Genomic DNA, 25104 nt, shown 5'->3' with positions numbered 1-25104 from the left:
ATATGGAACCTATCAAACTGGAAATATTCATGAAAGACCTGACCCGTGCGGGACTCCGCTCGGTGGCGAAGAACATCGACGGGGTGAAACAGAACACCCTGTCGGTCATCGCGCTGCTGGAGAAGGAACTGGCGGAGATGCAGGCAAAGGCGAAGCTGGCCGCGGAACAGGGCGTGGTGTCCCCGAAACAAATGGCGGACATACAGGCCATGACAGGCATGGTGAAGGGACTGAAGGAGGAACTGGCGGAACTGGAGAAGCAGAAGAAGGCAGGACACGAGACACTGGTGGTGGACGATAAGGCGACCGCCGGCATGGACAAGGCAGGCAGAACCGCTGCCAACCTGAAATTGCAGTTCACGCAGGTGGCACACGAGCTGCCATCGCTGGCACTGAGTCCGCAGATGTTCATCCTGGCCATCAGCAACAACCTGCCCATGCTGACAGAGGCTATCGCCAATGTCCGCAAGGAGAACGAGCTGCTCCGCGCCTCCGGACAGAAGGCGGTGCCGGTATGGAAGCAGCTGGGCAAAGCGTTGCTCTCCCCACAGACGGCACTCATTGTAGGCATCACCCTGTTTATCGCCCACGGGAAAGAGATAACGGCGTGGGTCAAAAAGATGCTCGGCGCCAAGGAAGAAGCCCTGTCCATGGCAGAGGCGCAGAAGAAGTTGAATGAGGGGTACCGTGAGAGCACGGGCACTGTAGCCGGGCAGGTGCTTGCCTATCAAAAGCTGAAGGACAAATGGAAGGAGCTTGGCACGGACGCCGACAAACAACAGAAGTTCATCCGCGCCTCAAAAGGCGAGTTCGAGAGACTGGGCGTCTCTGTCGATTCCGTCCGCGAAGCGGAGAACCTGCTGATAGGCAACACGGACGCTTTTATAGCGGCACTGAAAAAACGGGCGCAGGCAGGAGCCGCCGACGAACTGGCCAAGGATGCGTACAAGAAATACCTGCAGGCGGAAAGCCGAGGCGCGGAAGAAGCGCAGCGCGAAATGTCATTGGGCGATGTCATCCTGGCCGGTATAGGCACATACGATGCGGACACCATGATGGAAGACTTCGAAAAGCAGAAGGAAAAGAGGATACAGGGATACAAAGAGGAAGCGGCGGTATGGCTGGCCAACTACAATTCCTATTACGACAAGAGCCGCGAGCTGAACCGCCGGGCGGACGAGGACTTGAAAAAGGCCGGCATCCGGAAGAAGGTGACCGAAGACCCGGACCCGGAACGGAATACCGGCAAATCCGCCCTGGACTACCGGCAGGAACTGGCGGACGCACGCATCCGCGCCCAGCAGAAACTGGAGGCGGCACGCATCGCCGTCATGACGGAGGGGTACAAGAAACGGAAAGCCATCGCCCGCCGGGAACTGGACGAGGAAATAGCCGGCATAGACCGGACGGAACGCGAGACCCTGCAGAAGATGCAGGAGGCCCGGAAGAAGAAGGGTGTGAAGATCACCCCCGAAGAGGAACAGGGCGTGAAGGACACCGCCCGGCTGAACCGGCTCTTGGCTACGGAGAAATACATCAAGGAATATTACGACATCGAGAAGGAATGGCAGGACAAGAACATACAGTCATGGATAGACTATAACAAGGAATACGGCACCTACCAACAGAAACGTCTGGCGGTTACCCGCGAATACAACCTGAAGATGATGCAGGAAGGACTGACGGAAGGTGAACGTGCATCGCTGGGAAAGGAACTGGAGGCCGACCTGCGCGAGTTGAACATGAAGGAGTTCAAGAACAGCATCGACTTCGCCGGCATCTTCGGCGACCTTGACGCACAGGGCACGGAGGCACTGGCTGTTCTTCGCGACAAGCTGAAGGAGTTCATCAATAATTCCGCCAAGGATTTAAAGCCCGATGATTTAAAGAACCTTCAGGACGCCTTCAAGGATATCGACTTTGAAATAAAAGGCCGACAACCTTTCCGGGAGCTGAAAAAGGACCTGGCCGATTACCGCACCGCACAGGCGGAAGTGGAAAAGGCACAGACGGAGCTGAACCAAGTGCAGAAGTTCGGTTCGCTCATCATCGAAGAATACGACGAGGAGACAGGAGAAGTGACCCGCCGCCTGCTCACGCAAAAGGAAGCGGAAGACAAGCTGACCGCCGCACAGAAAAAGCGCAAGGAAGCCTTGTCGGGACTGGTCAAGTCCATGAGTGGCGTATCGTCCGAAATAAGCCGGATATCCGATGCCGCCAATTCCATCATTTCCACTTTCGACATGCTGGGTGTTGAAGTGGGGGAAGATATCCGCGGCATGGTGGAAGGGTTCGGCGCCATGAGCGAAGGCATCAACAACGTGGTGAGCGCGGCGCAAAACGGTGACATAGCCGGAATGATAGCGGGAGCGTTAGGCTCGGCAGGCGGTGTGATCAAGACGTTCGGAAGTTTGTTTGGTGCCGACTTTGGCGGTGAGAAGTCACGCAAGCGGTATGAAGAGGCAAAAGAAAAATACGAAAGCTACATGGATGTGCTGGACCAAGTCATCAGCAAACAAAAGGAACTGGTTGCTTCCATGGAGGCGGATGATTTCGCCAATGCGGACAACTCTTACGAAAAGGCGCGTGAACTGTTGAGGAAACAACAGGACTATGCGCGCGAAATGGGTAAGGCATATCTAAATTCAGGTGCAAGCAAAGGAGTATTTGGCATCGGTTCCTCCGCATCCGAAGGGACAAAACAGCGGAAAAACATTTCGTCTTCCGCTTGGGAGCAGGCACGCAAGGCACTGGGAAGCGATTTCACCAAGATTTCGGACGGACGCATGACGGGACTGTTCGACCTGACCTATGAACAACTGGTGAAACTGCGCGATGAAGCCTCCGTCTTTTGGGGAGAACTCCATCAGGACACGCAAGAATATCTGAATCAAATCATTGAGAGCGAAGAAGCCTGGCAGGAAGTGCAGGAATCACGCAAGGAGGCACTTACAAAAATGGATTTCGACAGTTTTTATGACAGCTTTGTTTCCACCCTGTCCGACTTGGACGCCACTTCGGAGGACTTTGCCAGGAACTTCGAGAAATATTTGCAGAATGCCATCTTCTCCGCATTAGTGGCGGGAAAATATAAAAAAGACATAGAGAGTTTGTATGCTTCATGGGCGGATATGGCTGAAAGTGACAAGGAACTGAACGATAAGGAAGCGGATGCGTTGCGTGAAACGTATGACCGCATAGTGAAGGACATGATGGAAGAACGCGAACGGATAATGAAAGATTTCGGTTGGTCTGCTCCTTCTTCTTCAAGTTCTCAGGCTGGAAGAAGCGGTGCCATAAGCAACATTACCGAAGAGACCGGCAACGAGCTGGTGGGTATCGGAAACAACATGCTGGACAAGATGATATCCTTCGGCATCCTGCTGGAGGAGCTGAAGAAGGGACGCGAGGCGGACAGTGCAGTCTTTGCCGAGATAGCCGCCAACACGGCGTACTGCAAGATGCTGGAGCCGCTGCTGGAAATCATGAAACGCTGGGAGGCGAACCGCTTTAAAATAACCATGTGATGTGACAGGATATGGAAGATATGACAGGATATATGACGATAAACGGCAAGGACGCGTGGACGGACTACGGCGCGTACCTCTGCGAGGTGTCGGCCACCGAGCACGTCAACATGGACGAGCTGCGCAAGATGCCGAAGATGAAACCCTACACCGCTGTGTCGTTTCGCGAGCGGAACGGAGAGCAGCTGCCCGACGTGCTGCCGGTCCCTTGTTTCGAGGCGATAGACCGAACCTTGCAATTCATGGTCACGGGTGATACGGAGGCATCGTTGGAGTCACGTTACTCCGCTTTGCTGACGGCATTGAAATCGGGCTGGCTCGTTTTCGGGCTGAAAGGTATGCGTGACTATAGAATGCACCTGTCCGAACCGCAGGTGCCCGCATGGTATCCGCGGCCTACGGCGCAGGGAAAATACGCATGTATCTTCAAGGCGAAGTTCCGCGAGCCGGAACCAAGCATTTAAACAATCTTCGAACAATGATTAAATAGCGTTTAAAATGGAGCTGATCATCTATGATATAGCAGGAAAAGTAAAAAAGACGGTAAGTCCGGACTCGTCCTCGCAGTGGGCGCAAGAGATAGGCGTGGAGAACACCGTCACGGTAAACTTCACCACCTGGGAGTTCTTCGTCCTGTCCGTGGGCGACTACATACGGGTGGACGGACAAACCTTCAAGATAAAGAAGGAGTATCGTCCCCGACAGACGGACAAGCAGAAGTACACCTACAACGTGAAGTTCCACGGACGGGAACATGATGCGGAAGACCTGCTTTTCTGCCGGTTGAATCAAGGAGAGGACGATCTTGAATCCGTCTTCGCCTACGACGGCACGCCCATGGACTTCCTGCAGAAGGCGGTGCAGAACCTGAACCGCAACACCGACGGGGTGGTGTGGAAAGTGGGCGATGCCATCGCCGGTGACCGCAAGGCCGTCAACTTCAACGGCCTCTATTGCCGGGACGCGCTGAACGAGATAGCGCAGGCGTTCGAGACCGAGTGGTGGGTGGACGGCGAATACCTGAATCTGTGCCGGTGCGAGCGTGGCGAGCGGGTTACGCTGGGCTATATGCAAGGGCTTAAAACGGGCCTGACGCAGCAGGAGAACACCAACGCCGTCAAGTGGTTCACGCGGCTCATCCCGGTGGGAAGCACAAGGAATATCGACCCGTCAGACTACGGATACGCGCGCCTGCAGCTGCCCTCACGGGACAAGTATATAGACCTCAACACACAGTTGGGGCTGAAGGAGCACCGCGAGGAGAACGCCTTCTCCAGCATATACCCCCATCGCATCGGGACGGTCTCGGCGGTGCGCTCCGAGGAGAAGACTGACAAGGAAGGCGGAAAATACACCGTGTACTATGTCAAGGACTCGGACCTGCCGTTCAACCCCGAAGAACAGATGCTGCCCGGGCTGGTGATACACATGACCTTCCACTCGGGATACCTGGCAGGCAAGGACTTCGAGTGCAACTGGTTGGCCGACACGCAGGAATTCGAGATTATCAATACCTACCCCGACGAGAACACCCAGCTGCCGGGCGGCAACCTGATTCCTGCCATCGGCAATAACTATATATTATGGAACATTCGGATGCCGGACTCCTACACCGCCGCAGCGGAACAGGAATACAAAATCGCCGTGAACAACTTTCTGGATGAATACGCTAGGGACATATCCATCTACACTGCTGACACGGATTATATCTATGTGGACAGCAACCGTGTGCCGTTATCTCCCGGCCAACGGGTGAGGCTGATGTCCGAAGAGTACTTCGGCCGGAACGGCGGATACCGCGACAGCCGCATGACACGGGTGGTGCGGAAGCTGGACAACCTGTCGGAAGCCACGATAGCGTGCTCCGATGCTGTTAATACTTCATGGAAAACATCAGTGGATTCGTCAATCAGCAACTTGGAATACACCATCGCCAAGGAACTGAAACAAGGGGCGATTCGGATACTGAAGAGCGGAGACACGGAAGCGCCTTCGGAATACAATGTATTCTCAGCCTTGCGGTCGTTCGGTGAATTCATATCGAAAAAGAAGGATGACATAGCGCAGGGAATCGTCACTTTCCTGAAAGGAATCAAGATAGGCAAGTTCGTTGCCGGATGGACGGGAAGCGGCGGTGCGATAACCGTCGATCCCAAGACCGGTAAGACCAGGCTGGAGGTGGACGAGGTACTGGCGCGCGACCGCTTCGACACGATGGAATACCGCTTCAACCGCGTCGATGTCATCGATGGCGAGCAGTGGAGCACGTTTGCGTTCGGCAAGATAAAGTCGGTGGACACGGAGAACCGGACGGTTCATCTGGACTTGGTGGAAGGCGAACTGATGAGCGCGCATGTGAATGACCTGTGCCGCGGCATCTTCCACAACATATCCTCCGACAATGCAGCGGGAAGCAAACCGGACGACTGCGGATTCTATACACATGCCGGATTCTCCACTGCCTACTTCACACCCACGGAGCTGCTCGAAGACGGCAGCGGATTCAAGTATGCGCTCCGTCCCGGAACCACGCAGCATCCGTGCGCCGGGATGAAGTTCGCCGCATACGGCAATCTGACCGACCCCGCCCGCCGCATGTCGAAAGTAACCAACACCCGGCACACACTATACCTGAAGGACGTGGCCACCTGGCAGATAGACCCGGACGTGCATTATGGAGCGGCCTACGGAGACCTGACGGGCATCACCATCAATGGGGTGGAGTTCAACGGTTATTCCAGCTTCCAGACCAACGGTTACTTTAAGGGGCACATCGAGTTCCTGCCCGACCAGATGGAGGAGCTCAAGGGCGACGGCGGCTATGCTGTCTCGCTCACGACTTATGATGCTGTGGTGGCTGTAGACAGTCTGGGAAGGATAGATTCGTCGGTGTATGACATCATCAATGTGGTGGACGGCGAAGAGCTCGTCATAACGGGAAACAGCGAGGTCGTCACGACCCGGTATAAGATACAGACAATGATACAGGCCTTCAAGGGGGCGGAACGGCTTGTATGGGCAACCACACCGGGAAAAGGCAGCTATTCCGCCTCATTCATTGCCGGAGGATGCACCTGCGTGCTGAATGAAGGGGTATTGACAGTGACCGGCATCACGGAAGACAAGGCGGAGGTAACGATTGAAGTGAACTGCGAGGGCGAAGTGGCCTTTACCAAGAACTTCACCCTGACCCGTGTCTACGGCGGTGTGAATGCCAACGGAGTGTCATACGTATTCAAGCAATCGGCCAAACAGCCCGCCACACCGACCGGAACCGATATCATTCCGCCCGGATGGAGCGACGGCCCTTCGGCCGAAGGCAAGTGGTGGATGTCCAAAGGGGATATCAACGGCACTACCGGCAAAGCCGGCAACTGGACTACGCCCATACAGGTGACGGGGCAGGACGGGAACGGCATGTATTACGAATATGCCGTGAACTCGTCGGAAACCGATGCACCCGCAAGAGGCTGGACCGCTTCCGTCCCCTCCGTGGCGTCCGGACAATATCTCTGGATGAGATGGGGAAAGATCGTCCCGCCCGCTACCTATCCCGCCTCATGGGACGGAACGGCACGTGTCACCGGCGAGAAGGGCGAACAGGGACAGCAGGGAATCCAGGGCATACAGGGGGAGAAAGGGGAACATGGACTGGAGGGACCTCCCGGCAGCAACGGACAAACCACTTATTTTCATATCAAGTATTCCTACAGTGCCGATGGCAACCCCATGACGGAGGACTCCTCTGCCCCTTACATCGGCACCTATGTGGATTATAATCCTACGGACAGCAGCTATTATTTCTATTACACATGGAGACGCTTTCAGGGCCTTCAGGGTGACAAGGGGGAACAGGGAATATCCGGAATGAACGGTGATGACGGATTGACGTATTACACCCATATCAAATATTCCGATGACGGCGGAAGGACTTTCACTTCCAACAACGGAGAGACATCGGGAAGTTACATCGGTTTCTGTGTGGACCTGAATGTGAACGATCCCTCGTATGTGGGGGCTTACAAATGGAGTAAAATCAAGGGAGATGACGGACAGGACGGACAGGACGCCAACCTGCTGGACTGGGTGGAGGAATGGAACGGGACGAAGACAACCGTCAACGGAACGAGTGTACTTTCTCCCAAAGCCTACTTCGGCACCGTCAGCGGAGGAAAACTCTCTACCGGTGTGCTGCTGGGTAATAATGTGTACGAAAGCGGGAAGGCGGGAATATACGGGTTCAGCGGCGGGAACCTGGTGTTCAAGCTCAACAGTGCCGGTGAGAATACCATAGGCGCATTCAATATAACCACGCAAGGGCTGGAGAACAACGCCACCCCTACCGCATATGTGGTCATAGGCAAGGACGGAGGAAAGTTCTTCCGGGTAAACCGGGACTCGGACTGCATGTGTGCCATACGGGGGGACAGTATCACCGCACTGCGGGTGTCCGGTTACGGCAACTATTCCACGGCGGTCAGCGTCACCGCGCAGGCGGGGACCGGCACTTATGCGATAAAGTCTGCGGGAAACGTGGAGCTTATAGCCCGAAATACAGAAGTAATCAAGGTGAACGGACTGTGTGTCAAGGTACGTACCCTGACAGGGTCAGGCAGCGTCGAGACCAGCGATGACTTTATCAGGATAAGCACTGCCTCCGACATTACCGTATCTCTCCCTACGGGAACTGCATGTACCGGCAAAATCATATATATGAAGCAGATATCGACCGGCAACTATACCGTGACGGGAGGCATCAGGCGCAGCGACCAGAGAAGTACGGAAAGCAGCTATAAATTCACGGACAACAAGATGCGCGGATTCATTTTCGACGGCAGCTACTGGAACGAACTATACATGTCAACTTAATAAACAAATGAAAATGGCAACAGACAGACAAACATTATCCATAAAGGACTTCACGCAGAAGTCTGCCGCTGCGAAACTGGACCGCATCCTCATGACCAACAGTCTGAATGCGCACTCAGATGCAGCCATCAGTGTACAGGATTTCTGTTCAAGCGTTATCCGCCCGCTGATAGAATCCCTGTCCTTGAACTATTCCGTGCTGACACCATCGGAATATGACGCGCTAGAGACGAAGGGTGCAGGAACATTTTATATCCTCAAGGAGCAAGGCAGGATTATCCGCACCTATATCGGGCAGAACCCGCTGACGGATGGGGAAACCTTCCTGCGTATCGTCGATGACTTCTGGCAGGTGTCCTATGACGGCGGGATTACATACGCCCATGTGCTGGACAACAATGGCATGAAGGTTTCAGCCAAGGGTGACAAGGTGATGCTCAGACTCACCGAAACCGGTATAGAATACAGGTATGAAAGCGAACCCGACACGAAGTATCGCGAACTGGTGTCGCTGGACAAGTTGAAGCTGAAGTTCACCGACCTGACTGTAGCCCAGAAGGAAGAGATACGCGGAAAGAACATATACCTGCAGAAGGGCGATACGCACATCCGGTGGCGTATCGGAGAGGATGGCCAATGGACGGACCTTGTTGCCCTGGCAGAACTGAAGGGTGACAAGGGGGATGCCGCTGTCCTCCGGCGGAACGATGACTACATACAGACAAAGAATGAAGGTGGTGTATGGGAGGATCTCTATAATATCCGCGAAGTTGCAGGAGCAGTGGAGATAGTCAACGAGCCGGGTGAGAGGACAGACGCGGCGGTATCCCAAAAACTGCTTACGGACTCACTTGCGGGGCTTTCGTCCTCACTTGGCGGATTGAGCAACGTGGACCCTGATGCGGACAACGAACCTGCCGAAACACGGCTCCTGGTACAGAAATACGGAAGTAAGACTTGGGACTTTTTTCCGTTCTCCAAATTGCCATCCGGTGGGGGCGGCGGAGAAGGTGGCGGGGCGACCACGCTGGGGGGACTGACCAATGTGTTGTCTGATGTGGACCTGACGCTTGATGACGACTTTGTGCTGGTGAAGATGGCAGGTATGGATATGTGGACCATGCGCAAGATGAGCGAGTTCGGCAGTGCCGGAGGCGGTGGCGGTGAAGGTGGAATCATGTACAACCTGTATATCCGGAATAATATGGAGTCACTCGGTTTTGCAACACAATATGGTGAGGAGTGCGTGATAGACTTCACTTTCGTGTCCCAATACCGTGAAACTTCCAACAAGCCTTACAAGCCTACCGGGGAAATGGGATTGTGTACCATCATGATTAAGAACGCCAAGTATACTGACTTCACCGTCATCAGGCAGATGGAAGTCTCTTCGGGGGTATCCATCCGGCAGGAGATATCAGAGTTCTTGTCCGCAGGAAGTAACAGCGTAAAGATTACCGTCAAGGGGGAGAATACGGATAAGACCACCGCCCCCGTGACCTATACCGTACAGCTCACCTCCCTGGGGGTCAGCGCACCGAATTTCGCCTGGTGGACGGCCTTCGCCGGAGACATCACCATCCCGATGATGATCAGCGGCAATGTCAGCAAGATGCTGCACGTCACCGTTACCGGCAAGGATTACAACCAGACTTATGACGTGTCCCTCGGCACGGCCATCTATACCGACACACCTTATAATTACGTCATCCCCCATCCGGGAGCGACAGGCATATATAACATATCGTTCTACCTCTCCAACTCGGACAACACCCTGCAGACCAGGGCCGTGTCCGTCAATGTGATGTGCACCGCCACCGCCGGGGAGTCGGTGAAGCTGATGTGCGTGAACAATGTGGCCGGCCTGCTCACCAACTGGCAGGACAATACCGTGTTCGACTACGCTGTCTACGACGGGCAGGCGGCAACTACCGATGTGCTGTTCTCTATCACAAGGGACGGTGAGGAGGTGTACAGCTCCGAGAACAACGCCATCCCCACCAATGCCAGACAGACGCTGACCTATCCCATGGAGGTGGAGACGGACGATGACGCTGATTTCCATGTACGGGTGAGCGCCACCGGAAGCGATGGCGGCGATGGTGGAACCATCCCCCTTATCGATCCGATCACCCTCCCGGTCAATAACTCGCTAGGATATTCGGCCACAGCCGGAGCGGTGTTCTATCTTAATCCGCGCACACGCGGCAACTCACAGACCAACCACGAGAGCATCATCAACGAGGCGGACAAGACAGTGGTGCCGGTGGAATGGAACAACTTCAACTGGGGCAACGACGGCTGGACGGCAGACGGCGACGGAGTGAAGGCGCTGAAAATCTTCGCCCGCAGCAAGGCTGTCATAGACTACCGGCCCTTTGCCACGGAAGCGGCCCGGAAGGGTAAGACGGTAGAGATAGACTTCCGGGTGGAGAATGCCTCGGACACATCGAAGGACATTATCACCATTGCCGGGGGGAACGTAGGCCTGCGCGTGTCGGGCGAGAACGTGTCCTTCTTCTCACAATCGAGGCATGAGAGCAGCACGCAGGATGTCCCCATTGACAACGGCGTGCGTATCCGCCTCACCGTGGTGGTGATGCCGGACGCGTATGGAAATGCGGGATTCAACCTGGTTGCCATTTACATCAACGGAAGGAAGAACCGCCAGTATGCCTACGAGAACAATGACTATTTCCGCAATGACGGACAGATCGTGCTGGGCAACGATTACGCCAACCTGTATCTGTACGGATTGCGCGTGTACGATGCCGCCCTCACCTCCGAGGCGGTGCAGAAGAATTACATCAACCAGCTCGTGACGACCGATGAGAAACAGGCGGAGAAGAGTGTCAACGAGGTGCTGGACGGCGAAGGGGTGAACATTGACTTCAATGCCACCCGGCTGTTATATAATGTATTTTTAATCGACAAGCGGTTCCCCAGCCTGATGAACCCCTCCGGTGTGGCAGGTAACCTGAAAGTCTACTTCAAGGACAAGCCGGAAAGGAACTTCACGCTGACCAACCTGTTGGTGGAGGGTCAGGGAACGTCTTCTAAGAAGTATCTGGAATGGAATATCCGCTTCAAGCTGAAAGGCTTAAAAGATGCCGACGGCAACAAGATAGCCTCCATAGCCACCTACGCTGACGGAACCACGGACAAGAACAAGGTGCTGATGTTTGACGGAGTGCCGAAGTCCGGCCGCCTCACCGCCAAAAAGAACTGGGCCAGCTCCATGCAGGACCACAAGGCGGGCAGCGTGGACGCCTACGACTCCCTGTACAAGGAAATGGGCATGAGGAACGAGGCGATGACCGCCGACCCTCAGATACGCGTGGCGGTCTATCAGGAACCGTTCATCGGATTCTCCAAGTCCGTGAACGAGGAAGGGCAGGACGTGTACACCTGCATGGGTGAGTTCACCTTCGGTCCGGACAAGGGGGATGACCTCTGCTTCGGCTATGACACTTCCGCCTTCCCGGAACTATTGTCTGTGGAAGGCTCGGACAATGCCCCGCTGGGCGCACTCTTCCGTGTGCCCTGGAACCGCAACAAGTCCTATTGGGCGTACAATCCCGATGAGGAAGCCTTTCAGTATAACGACACCAACTGCTGGGACTTCGATGCCGGGGAACTGAATGCCGATGAGACCGAACCGCTCTCGGCGCAGAGATGGATAGACGCCTACAATGCCGTGTACCTGTGCAGCAACCGCATCCGCCCCTTTACCGGCACATTGGCCGAACTGAATGCCGCCGTGGCGGAATACCGCAGCACGGGATATGAGTACTGGATAGCGAAAGCCGGGGATGCCGACTTGTATCATCTTTATTACTTTGAGGCGGCGGAAAGCCGGTTCATTCCTTCGGATACCGGTGCCGGGCCGATCAATCTTCAAACACAGCTCAAAGATTATTTGAACGATGATTTATCAGCATTCACGGCAGAGCAGTTGAACGAACTGTTCATCAACGCCCGCAAGCAGCTGTTCCGGGCCACTGTCCCTGCCCTGTTCGATATGGACGATACGGTATTCCATTACTGCTTCACTGAGTTCACCGCCGGGACGGACCAGCGGGCGAAAAACACCTATCCCTATAACTTCTGCACCGCAGGCAGCAAATGGCGCTGGCGCCTGGACGATGCCGACACCATCTTCCCCATAGACAACCAGGGGCAGGACCGTAAGCCGTATCATTGCGAAATGCACGACACATACAGCAATGGTCAGCCGATATGGAACGGAGAAACCTCGGTGTTCTGGAACATGCTGGAACTGGCGTTCAGTGCAGAGATCACGGCCGGCATGAGGAAGATGCTCTCCGCCATGGAAAGTTTGTGCGGACAGTCATCGGGCACACCCTACGATAAGGTATATGCCTTTTATAAGAAGTATTACCTAGGCGTGAAGAATTATTTCCCCGCCACGCTGGTCAATGCCGACGCGAAACGCTACGAGATAGCCAAGATAGCTTACAACAACGGCTCTTACACGAACGATACCGACCCCATCACGCAGTCGCATGGCGACTTTTACAGTGCCGAAACCGCCTGGGTGAAGAAACGCATCATGTACATCATGTCGAAGTACAACTACGGTCTGTTCAGCGCTGACGGCACGGACACCGTCATCGTGCGTGCCGCCGGTGACCTGATTGACTACGAGATAACCCCCGCATTCGACATGTACCCGGCTATTGCCAACGGTACCTCCATCGTACAGGGCGCGCGTACCAAAGCCGGACAGGTGTGCCGGATGACTATCGACCTGGGCGGCTCCGCCGACCAGCAGAATGCCATACAGGCCGCTTCATGGCTGCTAAGCATCGGTGACTGGCACAACAAGAACGTCAGCGGCACCATGGTGGTCCGTGGCAGACGTCTGACGGAACTTATACTGGGCAGCAAGACCGAAAGCGTCACCATTTCCATCACCGGCCTTACCCTTGCCGACTGCGGCAGCATGCAGCGGGTACTGTTGTCCAACATCTCCACCCTGCAAGGCACGCTCAACCTTAGCGCGCTGGAGAACATCCGCGAGGTATATGCCGACGGTACGTCCCTCTCGCAGCTCAAACTTCCCGAAGGCGGCGGACTGGAACGGATAGAATACCCTGCCGGGAACAGGTATCTTACGCTCCGCAACTTCCCTGTCCTGACGGCCCGGAACGTCATCATAGACCAGTGTGCATCTGTCATTACCGACTTCTTCATCACCGGATGCCCCATGCTGAACCCCATGGATGTGCTGGTGACCATTCTTAACGCGCAGGCATCGCAAGGAATCGGCCATGCCCTGAAGCGTATCCGTGCGGTAGGCTTCGACTCCACTTACACCGACACCGGCTCTCAAGTGCTGGATATGCTGGGCTCATTGACGGACGGTACTTACGAGGGCCTTAACGCCGACGGTCTTGCCGGAGAAGACCCTTACCCTGTCTTGGACGGCAAAATCACTGTCCGGGCAAATGCTTACGAAGACACTGTGAACGCACTCCGTGAAAGGTTCACCAAACTGACGCTGGTCATAGACGGTGCATGGTACATTCGCTTTGCCGACAAAGTCGTGCAAAATATAGTTGCGGCAAACTGGGGGGACGGAGCCGGAATCACCAAGGAACAGGCAGCCAAGGTAACCACCTTGGGGAATAAGTTCCAGGGGAACTCGGAAATCACTTCCTTTGACGAGTTTGAATACTTTACAGGAATAAATCCCCTTAAATTCGAAGCCTTATTCTATCAATGTACGACTTTAAGTAGTATTAGACTTCCAAAATCTATCGCCACTATTGGGAAACAGTGTTTTGACGGATGTGTCCAACTGAAGGATACTGGTGATATAAAACACTTAGAAATAATCTTAGATAATGGGTATCGCGGAACGGCACTGCAAGGGAATATAGATATTTCAGGATGTAAAAATATTGGTTATGGTGCATTTTGGAACTGCAAAAAGATTACTGAGTTTTCCTTCTCCAAATCATTGACAGAAATTGGTTCAAATGCTTTTTTGAATTGTACGAGCCTTAAAACCATAAACATACCTAATGGCATAGCCAAAATTGAAGAACAGTTATGCAGAGGATGCTCAAGCTTAGAAACCGTTACCATTCCAAACTCTGTAACGTATATAAGGAGATATGCTTTTAGAGACTGTGTCCAACTACAGTTTGTACGATGCGAAGCTGCTACACCACCAACTATAGAATATGATGTATTCTACAATACAAACAATTGCCCTATTTATGTTCCAACCGGTTCCATTACAACTTACAAGTCTGCAACCAACTGGAGCAATTACGCATCCCGAATCCAAGCAATCCCTGATTAAAAACACAAGAGGTTAAAGTTTATCGCTTTTTGATTTGTGTTAACAGATATTTATAAATCGCAAAATGATTTGAAAAAGTACTTCATTTCGTTTTGCGGTTTATATAACTAAGCCGAAACAATACAGAGAACTTAAATAAACTAAAAACACCCAATTTTACATTGTAGGGTGTAAAACTGGGTGTAATTCTTGTAAACTATTGATTTTCAATGTTTATTGCGGAGAGACAGGGATTCGAACCCCGGGTACCTCGCGGTACAACGGTTTTCAAGACCGCCGCAATCGACCACTCTGCCACCTCTCCAAAACTCCTTTGAGAAGTACTTTCTTCCTGAAAGCGGTGCAAAGGTACGCTTTTATTTTAAAACTGCAATACTTTTAGGAGAAAAAAAACAAAAAACACTATATTTTTTCTCTTAAGACCACCTATATCCCACTTTTTAAGTCTACTCTCCTCATAAATTATTATAAGAAAGAGACAATGCAGAATGAAAATCCCAAAATTATCATGTACATTTGCATCTACAATAGAAAAAACGCATGAAGATAACGTATCTCCTTTTAGTACTTTTCCTTTGGACACCCTTTTGCGCAAAAGCGCAAAAGAAGCCTTTTATTATCGAAAAGCAACTGGAAGTTATCAAAAAGGAACCTGAAAATAGTAATGCACTAAAATTTCTATGTCAATATTACCTCAATAAAGGAGAGTTCTCCAAAACAATCACTTATGCTGAATACATGAAAAATATAGCGGATAAGAGTAAAAATCCATCTCTCTATCTATATTCCTATCTCTTTCAAGGACAAGCACAAATGATGAGTGGCAGGGAGAAGGTTGCCAAAAAGAATTTGAATCTGGCTTTGGAGTTGGCAACCAAACTTCACAATGATTCCCTTCTATGCTCAGTGTATGGCAATTTAGGGCTATATGCTGCCAATATCGATACAGATTATTATCGTGCCATTCAATGGCTGTATAAGGGTATCACGTTGGCACAACAAAATAAATATCAAGAGCAATACGCTATCCTATTAGCTAATTTAGCTAATATCTATTATCTGAAAAAAGATAAAGCCGGCATCAAATATGCGTTAGAATCGTATGAACTCGGACATAGGCTCAACGACCCCTATATTATTTACACCGGAGCAATTAATACCGCTTATCTGTATTTCTTGATGAAGCAAAACGAAGAAGCCATAAAATATATTCATGAAGCAGAAAAGTTAATGCTGGAAAATGATTTTTACGATCAGGCACATACTTATAATCTTTTCGGAAATATCCTATGTGATTCAGGAGAATATGTACAAGCCATCGAATACTATAAAAAAGCAATGAAAGATAAACAGGCTGCACAAACTTCTTCCATTGTATATGCCCATTTGGGATACGCCCGTGTTTTAATGAAGGAAAAGAACTATGAAGAAGCTATCCTGTTACTGAAACAAGGATTGGCAATTTCGTATGCACGGGCAAATGCAATTCACCGCAATGCACTTTATGAAACTCTTTCTACCTGTTACGAACAACTTCATCAGTACCATAACGCACTGAATTACTATAAGGTGTTCCGCTTGGAGAATGATAGTCTTTTTAATAAAGATAAGGAAAGAGATTTAAGCGAGATGAGATTTAAATATGACACCGAGCGACAAGAGAATATGATAAAACAGAGTAAGCTAGATGTGATGCAGAAAGAACAACGCATCCAGCAGCAAACATTTATTCTTATCATTATCTTTATTGTATTGGGATTGCTGTACTACCTCTACCAACGTAAAAATAAACTTTATGTAAGTATCGTCAAGCAAAATCAAGAAGCCATCAAAAGAGAAACAGAACTGAACCGACGTATCAGAGAACTGGAACAAAACGGAAAGTCCGGTAATGCTCCCGAAAAATATGCCGGATCATCACTCACCGATGAGAAAAGTCTGGAACTTTTCAGAGCTTTAGAGCGAGCCATGCGTGAAGAAAAAATTTACAAAGACAACAGTATTACAAAGGATAAAATAGCCGATTTATTAGGCACAAACCGCACCTATCTTTCTCGTATTATCAATGAGCAGTCCAAACAATCCTTTACTCACTATGTAAACAGTTTCCGTATTGAAGAAGCCATCCGCCTATTATCCAATCCCCAAAACGACACCCCGCTAAAAGCAATCTCTGCCGACTTGGGGTTCAACTCCATTTCTACTTTCTACAACCTTTTCCAATCGGTGGTGGGAATGACTCCTTCTCAATACCGCAATAAAGTGCTGGAATTACAAAAACAGCAATAAGTCACTATATACCCTTGATTTTTCTTCCGAAAACAGCAATTGCCGATATTTATATAGGTATAAAGACTCTTTTTTTAGATTTTATCCCTTTCTTTGTATCATCAGAATATTAATAACGTAAAATACAGACAATGAAAAAGAAGTTTTTATTAAGCTGCCTCTTGATAATCATGGCATGGCTTCCGTCATTTGCCCAAATTCAAGAACCAGTCAAGTTTAAAACTGAGTTGAAAACAATTTCCGACACAGAAGCACAGATTGTGTTTACCGGTAATATTGATGCCGGATGGCATGTTTATTCCACTGACCTTCCTTCGGGCGGTCCTATTTCCGCTACCTTTAATGTGGAAAAAATACAAGGTGCAGAGCTGATGGGAAAGCTCACTCCACAAGGAAAAGAAATTGAAAACTTCGACAAAGTGTTCGAAATGAAATTACGTTACTTCGAGAATACTGCAACTTTTGTTCAGAAGTTTAAAATCACAGATGCTTCCTATCAAATTGAAGGCTATCTGGAATATGGTGCATGTAATGACGAAAACTGCTTACCACCGACAGAAGTACCGTTCTCCTTCTCGGGAAAAGGGAATGCCGCTACCGCTACAGTTGCAACATCGGAAACCAAAGCCGAAACAGTAAACCAACCTGCTGCTGAAAATTCTGTTGCAGAAGCAACTGCCATTGACAGTGCTGCTACTGTAGCCTTATCCGATAACGAAACCTCTGTACAGGACTATTGGACACCGGTTATCAAAGAATTGAACAGCTATGGTGAGACAACTTCGCAGCAAGATCGTTCTTGGATATATATTTTCTTTGCCGGATTCATCGGTGGGTTGCTTGCCTTATTCACTCCGTGTGTATGGCCTATTATTCCAATGACCGTAAGTTTCTTCCTGAAACGCAGCAAAGATAAAAAGAAAGGTATCCGTGATGCTTGGACTTACGGTGCATCTATCGTAGTTATTTATGTTGCATTAGGTTTGGCTATTACTTTAATTTTCGGTGCAAGTGCATTAAATGCTCTATCTACCAATGCTGTATTTAATATCTTGTTCTGTTTAATGCTGATTATTTTTGCTGCGTCATTCTTCGGAGCATTTGAATTGACATTACCTTCCAAATGGAGTAATGCAGTGGATAGCAAAGCAGAACAAACAAGCGGTTTATTGAGTATCTTCCTTATGGCATTTACCTTGTCATTGGTTTCTTTCTCTTGCACAGGTCCTATTATAGGTTTCTTATTGGTAGAAGTTTCTACCACCGGCAGTGTCATTGCCCCTGCTATCGGCATGCTGGGTTTTGCTATCGCTTTGGCTTTGCCATTCACACTGTTCGCTATGTTCCCGTCTTGGTTAAAATCAATGCCGAAATCCGGAGGCTGGATGAATGTCATAAAAGTAACATTGGGTTTCCTTGAATTAGCATTTGCCTTAAAGTTTTTATCCGTAGCCGACTTAGCTTATGGATGGAGAATTCTGGACCGCGAAACATTCCTTGCCTTGTGGATTGTAATCTTTGGTTTGTTAGGATTCTACTTGTTAGGCAAGATTAAATTCCCACATGATGACGATGACAATACCACAAGTGTACCCCGCTTCTTTATGGCATTGATTTCTTTGGCATTCGCCGTATATATGGTTCCCGGATTGTGGGGAGCACCGTTAAAAGCTGTCAGCGCGTTCGCTCCTCCTATGACAACTCAGGATTTCAATTTGTATAACAATGAAGTCCATGCCAAATTTGATGATTACGATGCCGGCATGGAATATGCCAAACGCAATGGAAAACCGGTTATGCTCGACTTCACAGGCTACGGATGTGTAAACTGCCGCAAGATGGAAGCTGCTGTATGGACAGACCCGAAAGTAAGCAAACTGATGACAGACGATTATGTATTGATTACATTATATGTAGACAACAAAGAGCCATTGCCGGAACATATCAAGGTAATGGAAAACGGTAAGGAACGTACTCTACGCACAGTAGGTGACAAATGGAGTTATCTGCAACGTTCTAAGTTTGGTGCTAATGCACAACCATTCTATGTATTAATAGACAATGAAGGAAAGCCGCTGAATAAATCGTATTCATATGACGAAGATATAGATAAATACGTGGATTTCCTTCAGACCGGATTAGATAATTACAAGAAAGAAAAATAAACCCCCGGATAAGAAGGCTGTCTCTAAAGACCCGGCAGTCCCATCATCTTGTCATTCTGAATAAAATGAATCGGACAGCCTTCTTATTCATAAAAATTCTAAAACTATGATTGCCAAGTCAGAAAGAGAGCAAATCATTGCCCTGATTAACCGCGAAGTGGTTCCTGCTATCGGATGTACCGAACCTATAGCTGTCGCACTTTGTGTAGCCAAAGCAACTGAAACATTAGGGAAAAGACCTGAAAAAATAAAAGCACTGTTAAGTGCCAATATATTGAAAAATGCCATGGGAGTGGGCATCCCGGGAACCGGTATGATCGGCCTTCCCATTGCCATCGCTTTGGGAGCTTTAATCGGAAAATCCGAATACCAGCTTGAAGTATTAAAAGACAGCACCCCCGAAGCTGTAGAGGAAGGAAAAAAGCTGATAGATTCACAAGCAATCTGCATCGGGCTTAAAAAAGACATAGACGAAAAGCTATATATTGAGATAATCTGTGAAGCCGATAATGACAAGGCAACGGCTATTATATCAGGAGGGCATACTAATTTTATATATGTATCTCATAACAATGATGTTATACTGAACAAACAGGCTACAAGCTCCTCTGAAGAAGAACAACATGAACCAGAACTTAATTTGCGGAAAGTTTATGACTTTGCCACGACTACCCCTCTCGAAGAAATCCGCTTCATACTTGAGACCAAACGTTTGAACAAAAATGCAGCCGAACGCTCTTTTCAAGGTAATTACGGACATCAATTAGGCAAAATATTAAAAGAAAGTAAAAGCGAAAAACAGTTATTAGGCAGCAATACTTTCACTCATATTCTATCTTATACTTCTGCAGCGTGCGATGCACGTATGGCCGGAGCCATGATTCCTGTAATGAGTAACTCCGGCAGTGGAAACCAAGGAATTACTGCTACTTTGCCTGTGGTGGTTTATGCAGAAGACAACCATAAATCTGAAGAAGAATTAATTCGTGCACTCGTTCTCAGTCATTTGACTGTTATTTATATAAAACAAAGTTTGGGGCGTTTATCTGCTTTGTGCGGCTGTGTAGTTGCAGCAACAGGTTCCAGTTGTGGAATAACCTACTTAATGGGAGGAAATTACGAACAGATTACTTTTGCCGTACAAAATATGATAGCCAATATCACGGGAATGATTTGCGACGGAGCAAAGCCCAGCTGTGCCCTCAAACTGACCAGTGGTGTATCTACAGCTGTATTTTCCGCTATTTTAGCAATGGAGCATAAATGCGTCAGTTCCGTAGAAGGTATTATCGATGATAATGTAGACCGCAGTATCCGCAACCTGACCAAAATCGGCTCACAAGGCATGAATGAAACAGATAAATTAGTATTGGAGATTATGACTCACAAACAGTGTGACTAAAATACGGATACCAAAGAAGGCAGTGTGTCAAAAACAAACCAGTGTAATAGTTACATTGGATTTCCAACACACTGCTTTTTCGTCTTTATACCAATAAATCCCCGTATTGCGAATGACGTATGAAATATGTTTTTGCAAATGAACAAGTAGGTTTTATCTTCAATTGATTTATTTCGGCATATCTGGCAGCAGCCGTTGTCAAATCTGCTGCTATTCCCATTCCTTCCAATTGTGGAGGAACCATGGTATGGAGTATATCCAGCACCCCGTCTTTTTCCTCATATTGCAGATAAGCAATCTGTCCCGATTCAAAAACCTCAAACCGATTTACCTTCTCATCATGTATGACTGTATGTTCCATTCTATTCTTATTTTAAATGTGATTATTACAAATAAAACAACTTCCAAATGGAATTGTTCTTATCATTCGCCTTGTTCTTGTTTTTCTTTCTCCTGATACACTGACGGAAGCATACCAAATTCTTCTTTAAAATATTTAGTAAAATACTTAGGATTATTGAATCCCACCTGATAAGCAACTTCCGATATATTCATCCGAGTCTCACGCAACAACTTAGCAGCATGCTTCAAACGAATAACACGAATAAACTCTATCGGTGTCTTCCCTGTCATAGCCACCAATCTCTTATATAAGTTTACACGGCTCATTCCCAGTTCACGGCTTAATTCTTCTACCGATAAATCGCTACGGGAAATATTACTTTCTACATATTTCATCGCGGCTCCCAATAGCTTCTCATCTACCGATTCATCATTACCACTATGGCTTACAGCTTTCTTCGTTCCTATCATCTCACTGATAGCAGGAGGGATAATACCATCAACCTTCTTACTTCCTGCAGTAATAATCACCTCCGGCAACTCATCTTCCGGTACTATATAAGTAGTATACTCGTCACTGTTTTCATCTTCTATAAGTTGGATAACTCTGGCCCTCTGGGTCTTGATGGTTGAAACGGTGTCAATTTCCTTTTTTTCCTCCAAAACAGATTCTATCGTTTTTATCTCTACAACCTCTTCTTCTTCAACTGCTTTCGAAACAACTTCATCCACAACTTCGGAAGATATTGATTCATCGTGAGCAAGTAAAACGGCACCGGATTCTTCTTCAGACGTCACCTTCTCTTCCGGTTTATAACTGCCGGGCTGTTCTAATTCTTCCGATTCCTCATCCGATTCATCCTCTCCTATCTCAGACTGCTCCTCTGATTGTCCGGATTTACGTTTGCCACCGCACATTTTACTGCACATTAACAACATAATGCCAACAAACAGAATAACATACAGTATACAAGCCCATGTAGACAGCCAAAACGGAGGTGTAACAACTATTTTCAGCGAAGCTTCTTCATTTCCACTGAATCCATCACTGTTTATTGCTTTTACCCTCAATAAATAAGTACCGGGAAATAAATTGGTATAAACCGCCTCTCCTGTCTTAGTCGTAATCCATTCATCACCGAATCCTTCCAGCTTATAGGCATATTCCACTTTCTCAGGAATAATATAATTATCTGAAGCGAACTGCACACAAAACATATTCTGCTTATAATCCAACTCCACTTGATCTACAAAATTCAAAGCCTTATCCAAAATGACTTTATCACCATATACTTCTCCTACTTCAACTTCTTTATTGAACAACAAGAAATGAGTAAAAAACACGTTAGGCAATACCTCGTTGTATTTAATCTTATCAGAAAAGAAACGATTAATTCCATATACTCCTCCTATTACGATTTCACCGGAAGACAACTTTTTCACAGAGCGTTGATTAAAACCGCTACTCTGTAAACCATCTCTTTCATCATAAATATTACAACGAAAATCATACATACCGGTCTTTGAGTCAAGCATCGGTATGATATGAGTCAATCCTTTGGCAGAAGTTATCCACATATTCGAGTTATCATCCTCCACAATTCCGACTGTCAACAGGTTTGACAAACCATTTTTCTCTGCAAGAATCGTCAATTCATCTATCTTCGGGTTATAAATATTCAATCCCTCACGAGTTGCTATCCATATCAGCCCACGACTATCTTCATACACCTGATTTATATTCTGGTTTGAGAAACGAGTTTTTCCCGATTTAGTTCCCGTCAAAGAAATAATCTTTTTTGTTGACAAATCCATGACAGACAGTCCCCGGGAAGTCCCTATCATTAAGGAGTTATCCCTAGTTATATACAATGAAGAAACAGTATTAAATGCAAGGTCAGACGTTGTGGTATTATAAGTATTAAATTCTCCTGTACGTGGATTGAGACTTTGCAGACCACCACCTGATGTACCTATCCAGACAATACCGGATTTATCTTCCGCCAACGCCACAATATTATTATCAGTCAATGATTTACTATTTTTCACCATATTCTTATAATGAGTAAATCGACCATTATCATAACAGTCCAATCCTCCTCCCAGCGTTCCTATCCAAAGCTTTCCGTCTCTGGTTCTCAATAAACAAGAGACAGCATCCGATGATAAAGAATTGGCATCGGATACCTCACGGACAAACAATTGAGGTTCACCGGTATTTATTTTCCAATGTATCAAACCATCATTGTTGGTTCCTATCCACAAATCCCCATTCTTATCTTCTTCAACAGCAGTGACATCACCCACATAATCAAGACTGAATTTGAAGATACTTTCATGATAATAAGATATTCCTTTCTTCCATGTGCCTAACCACATCATTCCATTAGGATCTTCATATAATGCAGAAACAGTATTATCTTGCAGACTGCGTTCATCGTCAGGTTGATGCATCAATGTTTTTATTTCCCCGGTAGACTTATTCAGGATATTTACCCCGTCATGTTCCCGTCCTATCCAAATACGTCCTTGCAAATCCTGAGCAACGGACAACACCGCACTCCGCGATTGCCGATTTATAAGGTCTCTTAACTTCTTTTGCCACTTCTTCTCTGCCGGATTATAAATCCAAAGTCCGGAAGGACTGTAAATCCAAATGTCATTCTCTTTATCTACGAAAAAAGAAAAAGTCTCATATTTATTATTTCCCAATTCTTTGGATATCTCCTTTAAATCCCAATTTATTTTATTTGTATCCCTGTTCAGACACACAATCATTCCCGTATTATACACAAGCAATACTCCATCACTACACTCTGAAATATCCGTTATCTCTCCTTCAGGCAATTGACCGGCATCAAACAAAAGCGGATAAAGCAACTGTGATTCAGGAATATAAAGATAGCAGCCTTTAGAAGCAATATAGAACCACATGTTCTTATTCTTATCAATATAAGTCAAAGCAGGGATTCCGTCAATACCGGCTTCCCACAACAAAGCATGCACATCACGATTAAAACTTTCTGTTTTAGAATCATAAATCGTATAACCGGCAGCGGTACGTATCCACAGTCTTTTCTTTCCATCTTCCTGTACCTTTTGAACACAATTATCCGGCAAAGGTCCCAAGTCAAGGTTATGGCTGCGATAAACTTTCATTTGGCAACCATCATAACGATTCAGCCCCGAAGCCGTAGCAAACCACATAAAGCCTTCTGAATCTTTAAATATATCGTTTACCCGATTACTAGACAAACCATCTTTTACTTCAAGATGCTTGAACATAAACCCACCTGCACTAACTGCCATAGAAAGACACAACAGCACAATGACAAGTCCCAATTTCTTCATATCCTTTATTATTTAAAAGCTAATTTCTTTTTCCTATGCAAATGAAAGAAAAAGCTTGATAATAACCAAGTTAATTCTTTCATTTTTATCATTTAATACCTATAATTTGTTTCATCCTTCCTCCTCCCTTTTGAGCATAAGCATTATTTTTCCTATTTTTGCAACCGAAATGAAGCCATTAACAGATACCCAATACATCCGGCAACTGGTCTCGGAGGGAGAACATTGCCATCAAGATTTTAAATTCGAAATATCGGATGCACGCAAGATAGCCCGAAGCTTGTCCGCCTTTGCCAATACAGAAGGAGGACGATTGTTGGTCGGCGTCAAAGACAACGGCAAAATAGCCGGCATTCGTTCAGAAGAAGAAATATATATGATAGAAGCGGCAGCCACAATGTATTGCTGCCCTAAAGTAGAAATCGAGACACGGACTTATTTGGTCGAAGGAAAAAGCGTATTAGAAGTTTCTATCGGTGAAATGGCAGTCAAGCCTGTCTATGCACTGGATGAAAAAAATAAGCCTTGGGCATACATCCGTATCAAAGATGAAAATATCCTTGCCACACCTGTACATCTGAAAATGTGGCAGCATACAAAAAAAACGGAAGGCGTATTGGTTGAGTTTACAGAAAGAGAACAACGGCTGCTTGACACACTGAAAGAACGTGGAGAAATATCTCTCAATCAGTGTTGCCGAATTTGTAACTTAAACAGGAAGACTGCAAGCGAACTATTAGCAGACTTTATTCGTTTTGGCTTAGTAGAGCCTGTATTTAGCGGACATAAGTTTTACTTCAGACTAAACCAAGAATAAAAACATCA

The 25104-nt window shown here is 47.8% G+C and carries 10 protein-coding genes, 1 tRNA gene and 2 pseudogenes; 9 read left to right on the top strand and 4 right to left on the bottom strand.

Features of this window, described 5'->3' with window-relative positions:
• The first annotated feature begins 2 nt into the window (after positions 1-2).
• On the top strand, positions 3-3527 hold the full coding sequence (locus tag HMPREF1534_RS17395; protein ID WP_005936081.1) for a hypothetical protein: 3525 nt from the start codon (positions 3-5) through the stop codon (positions 3525-3527).
• Positions 3528-3538: 11 nt separating this feature from the next.
• Entirely contained in the window at positions 3539-3991 is a 453-nt protein-coding gene (locus tag HMPREF1534_RS17400; RefSeq protein WP_005936078.1) for a hypothetical protein, read from the top strand.
• Here HMPREF1534_RS17400 and HMPREF1534_RS20880 read toward each other — a convergent pair.
• Complete coding sequence (locus tag HMPREF1534_RS20880) at positions 3954-4601, bottom strand: hypothetical protein (RefSeq protein WP_258462295.1); 648 nt, start codon at positions 4599-4601, stop codon at positions 3954-3956. The genes HMPREF1534_RS17400 and HMPREF1534_RS20880 overlap by 38 nt on opposite strands.
• A 69-nt stretch (positions 4602-4670) precedes the next feature.
• Here HMPREF1534_RS20880 and HMPREF1534_RS17405 point away from each other — a divergent pair, with 69 nt between their 5' ends.
• Both HMPREF1534_RS17405 and HMPREF1534_RS17410 read left to right on the top strand, forming a co-directional pair.
• The gene (locus HMPREF1534_RS17405) at positions 4671-8396 is read left to right on the top strand and encodes a hypothetical protein (RefSeq protein ID WP_258462293.1); all 3726 of its coding nucleotides are present in this window, start codon (positions 4671-4673) and stop codon (positions 8394-8396) included.
• Positions 8397-8409: 13 nt separating this feature from the next.
• A complete protein-coding gene (locus tag HMPREF1534_RS17410) occupies positions 8410-14730 on the top strand; it encodes a leucine-rich repeat protein (protein WP_258462291.1) in 6321 nt (2106 codons plus the stop codon).
• 219 nt (positions 14731-14949) lie between these two features.
• Here the strand turns inward: HMPREF1534_RS17410 and HMPREF1534_RS17415 are convergent.
• Positions 14950-15034, bottom strand: a tRNA-Ser gene (locus HMPREF1534_RS17415).
• 236 nt (positions 15035-15270) lie between these two features.
• On the opposite strand from HMPREF1534_RS17415, the gene HMPREF1534_RS17420 reads away from it, so the two are divergent.
• From HMPREF1534_RS17420 to HMPREF1534_RS17430, 4 genes and pseudogenes are all read left to right on the top strand, one after another.
• A complete protein-coding gene (locus HMPREF1534_RS17420; RefSeq protein ID WP_005936068.1) occupies positions 15271-17019 on the top strand; it encodes an AraC family transcriptional regulator in 1749 nt (582 codons plus the stop codon).
• 131 nt (positions 17020-17150) lie between these two features.
• A pseudogene (locus HMPREF1534_RS21375) lies at positions 17151-17652 on the top strand (protein-disulfide reductase DsbD domain-containing protein); the annotation flags it as partial.
• 98 nt (positions 17653-17750) lie between these two features.
• A pseudogene (locus HMPREF1534_RS17425) lies at positions 17751-19184 on the top strand (protein-disulfide reductase DsbD family protein); the annotation flags it as partial.
• Positions 19185-19290: 106 nt separating this feature from the next.
• Complete coding sequence (locus HMPREF1534_RS17430) at positions 19291-20586, top strand: L-cysteine desulfidase family protein (protein WP_005936062.1); 1296 nt, start codon at positions 19291-19293, stop codon at positions 20584-20586.
• 85 nt (positions 20587-20671) lie between these two features.
• On the opposite strand, the gene HMPREF1534_RS17435 is transcribed toward HMPREF1534_RS17430, so the two are convergent.
• Both HMPREF1534_RS17435 and HMPREF1534_RS17440 read right to left on the bottom strand, forming a co-directional pair.
• Positions 20672-20947: a GNAT family N-acetyltransferase gene (locus HMPREF1534_RS17435; protein WP_005936059.1), complete on the bottom strand. Its 276-nt coding sequence runs from the start codon at positions 20945-20947 to the stop codon at positions 20672-20674.
• 62 nt (positions 20948-21009) lie between these two features.
• On the bottom strand, positions 21010-24279 hold the full coding sequence (locus HMPREF1534_RS17440) for a two-component regulator propeller domain-containing protein (RefSeq protein ID WP_005936056.1): 3270 nt from the start codon (positions 24277-24279) through the stop codon (positions 21010-21012).
• A 169-nt stretch (positions 24280-24448) separates the two neighbouring features.
• Between HMPREF1534_RS17440 and HMPREF1534_RS17445 the strand changes: the two genes are divergently transcribed.
• Positions 24449-25096: an AlbA family DNA-binding domain-containing protein gene (locus HMPREF1534_RS17445; protein WP_025066760.1), complete on the top strand. Its 648-nt coding sequence runs from the start codon at positions 24449-24451 to the stop codon at positions 25094-25096.
• Positions 25097-25104 lie beyond the last annotated feature (8 nt).

The sequence above is a fragment of the Phocaeicola massiliensis B84634 = Timone 84634 = DSM 17679 = JCM 13223 genome (genome assembly GCF_000382445.1).
In the GTDB taxonomy this organism is placed as follows: Bacteria; Bacteroidota; Bacteroidia; order Bacteroidales; family Bacteroidaceae; genus Phocaeicola; species Phocaeicola massiliensis.
Note: the sequence above shows the minus strand (reverse complement) of the source record. Positions and strands in the feature narration are given on the sequence as shown.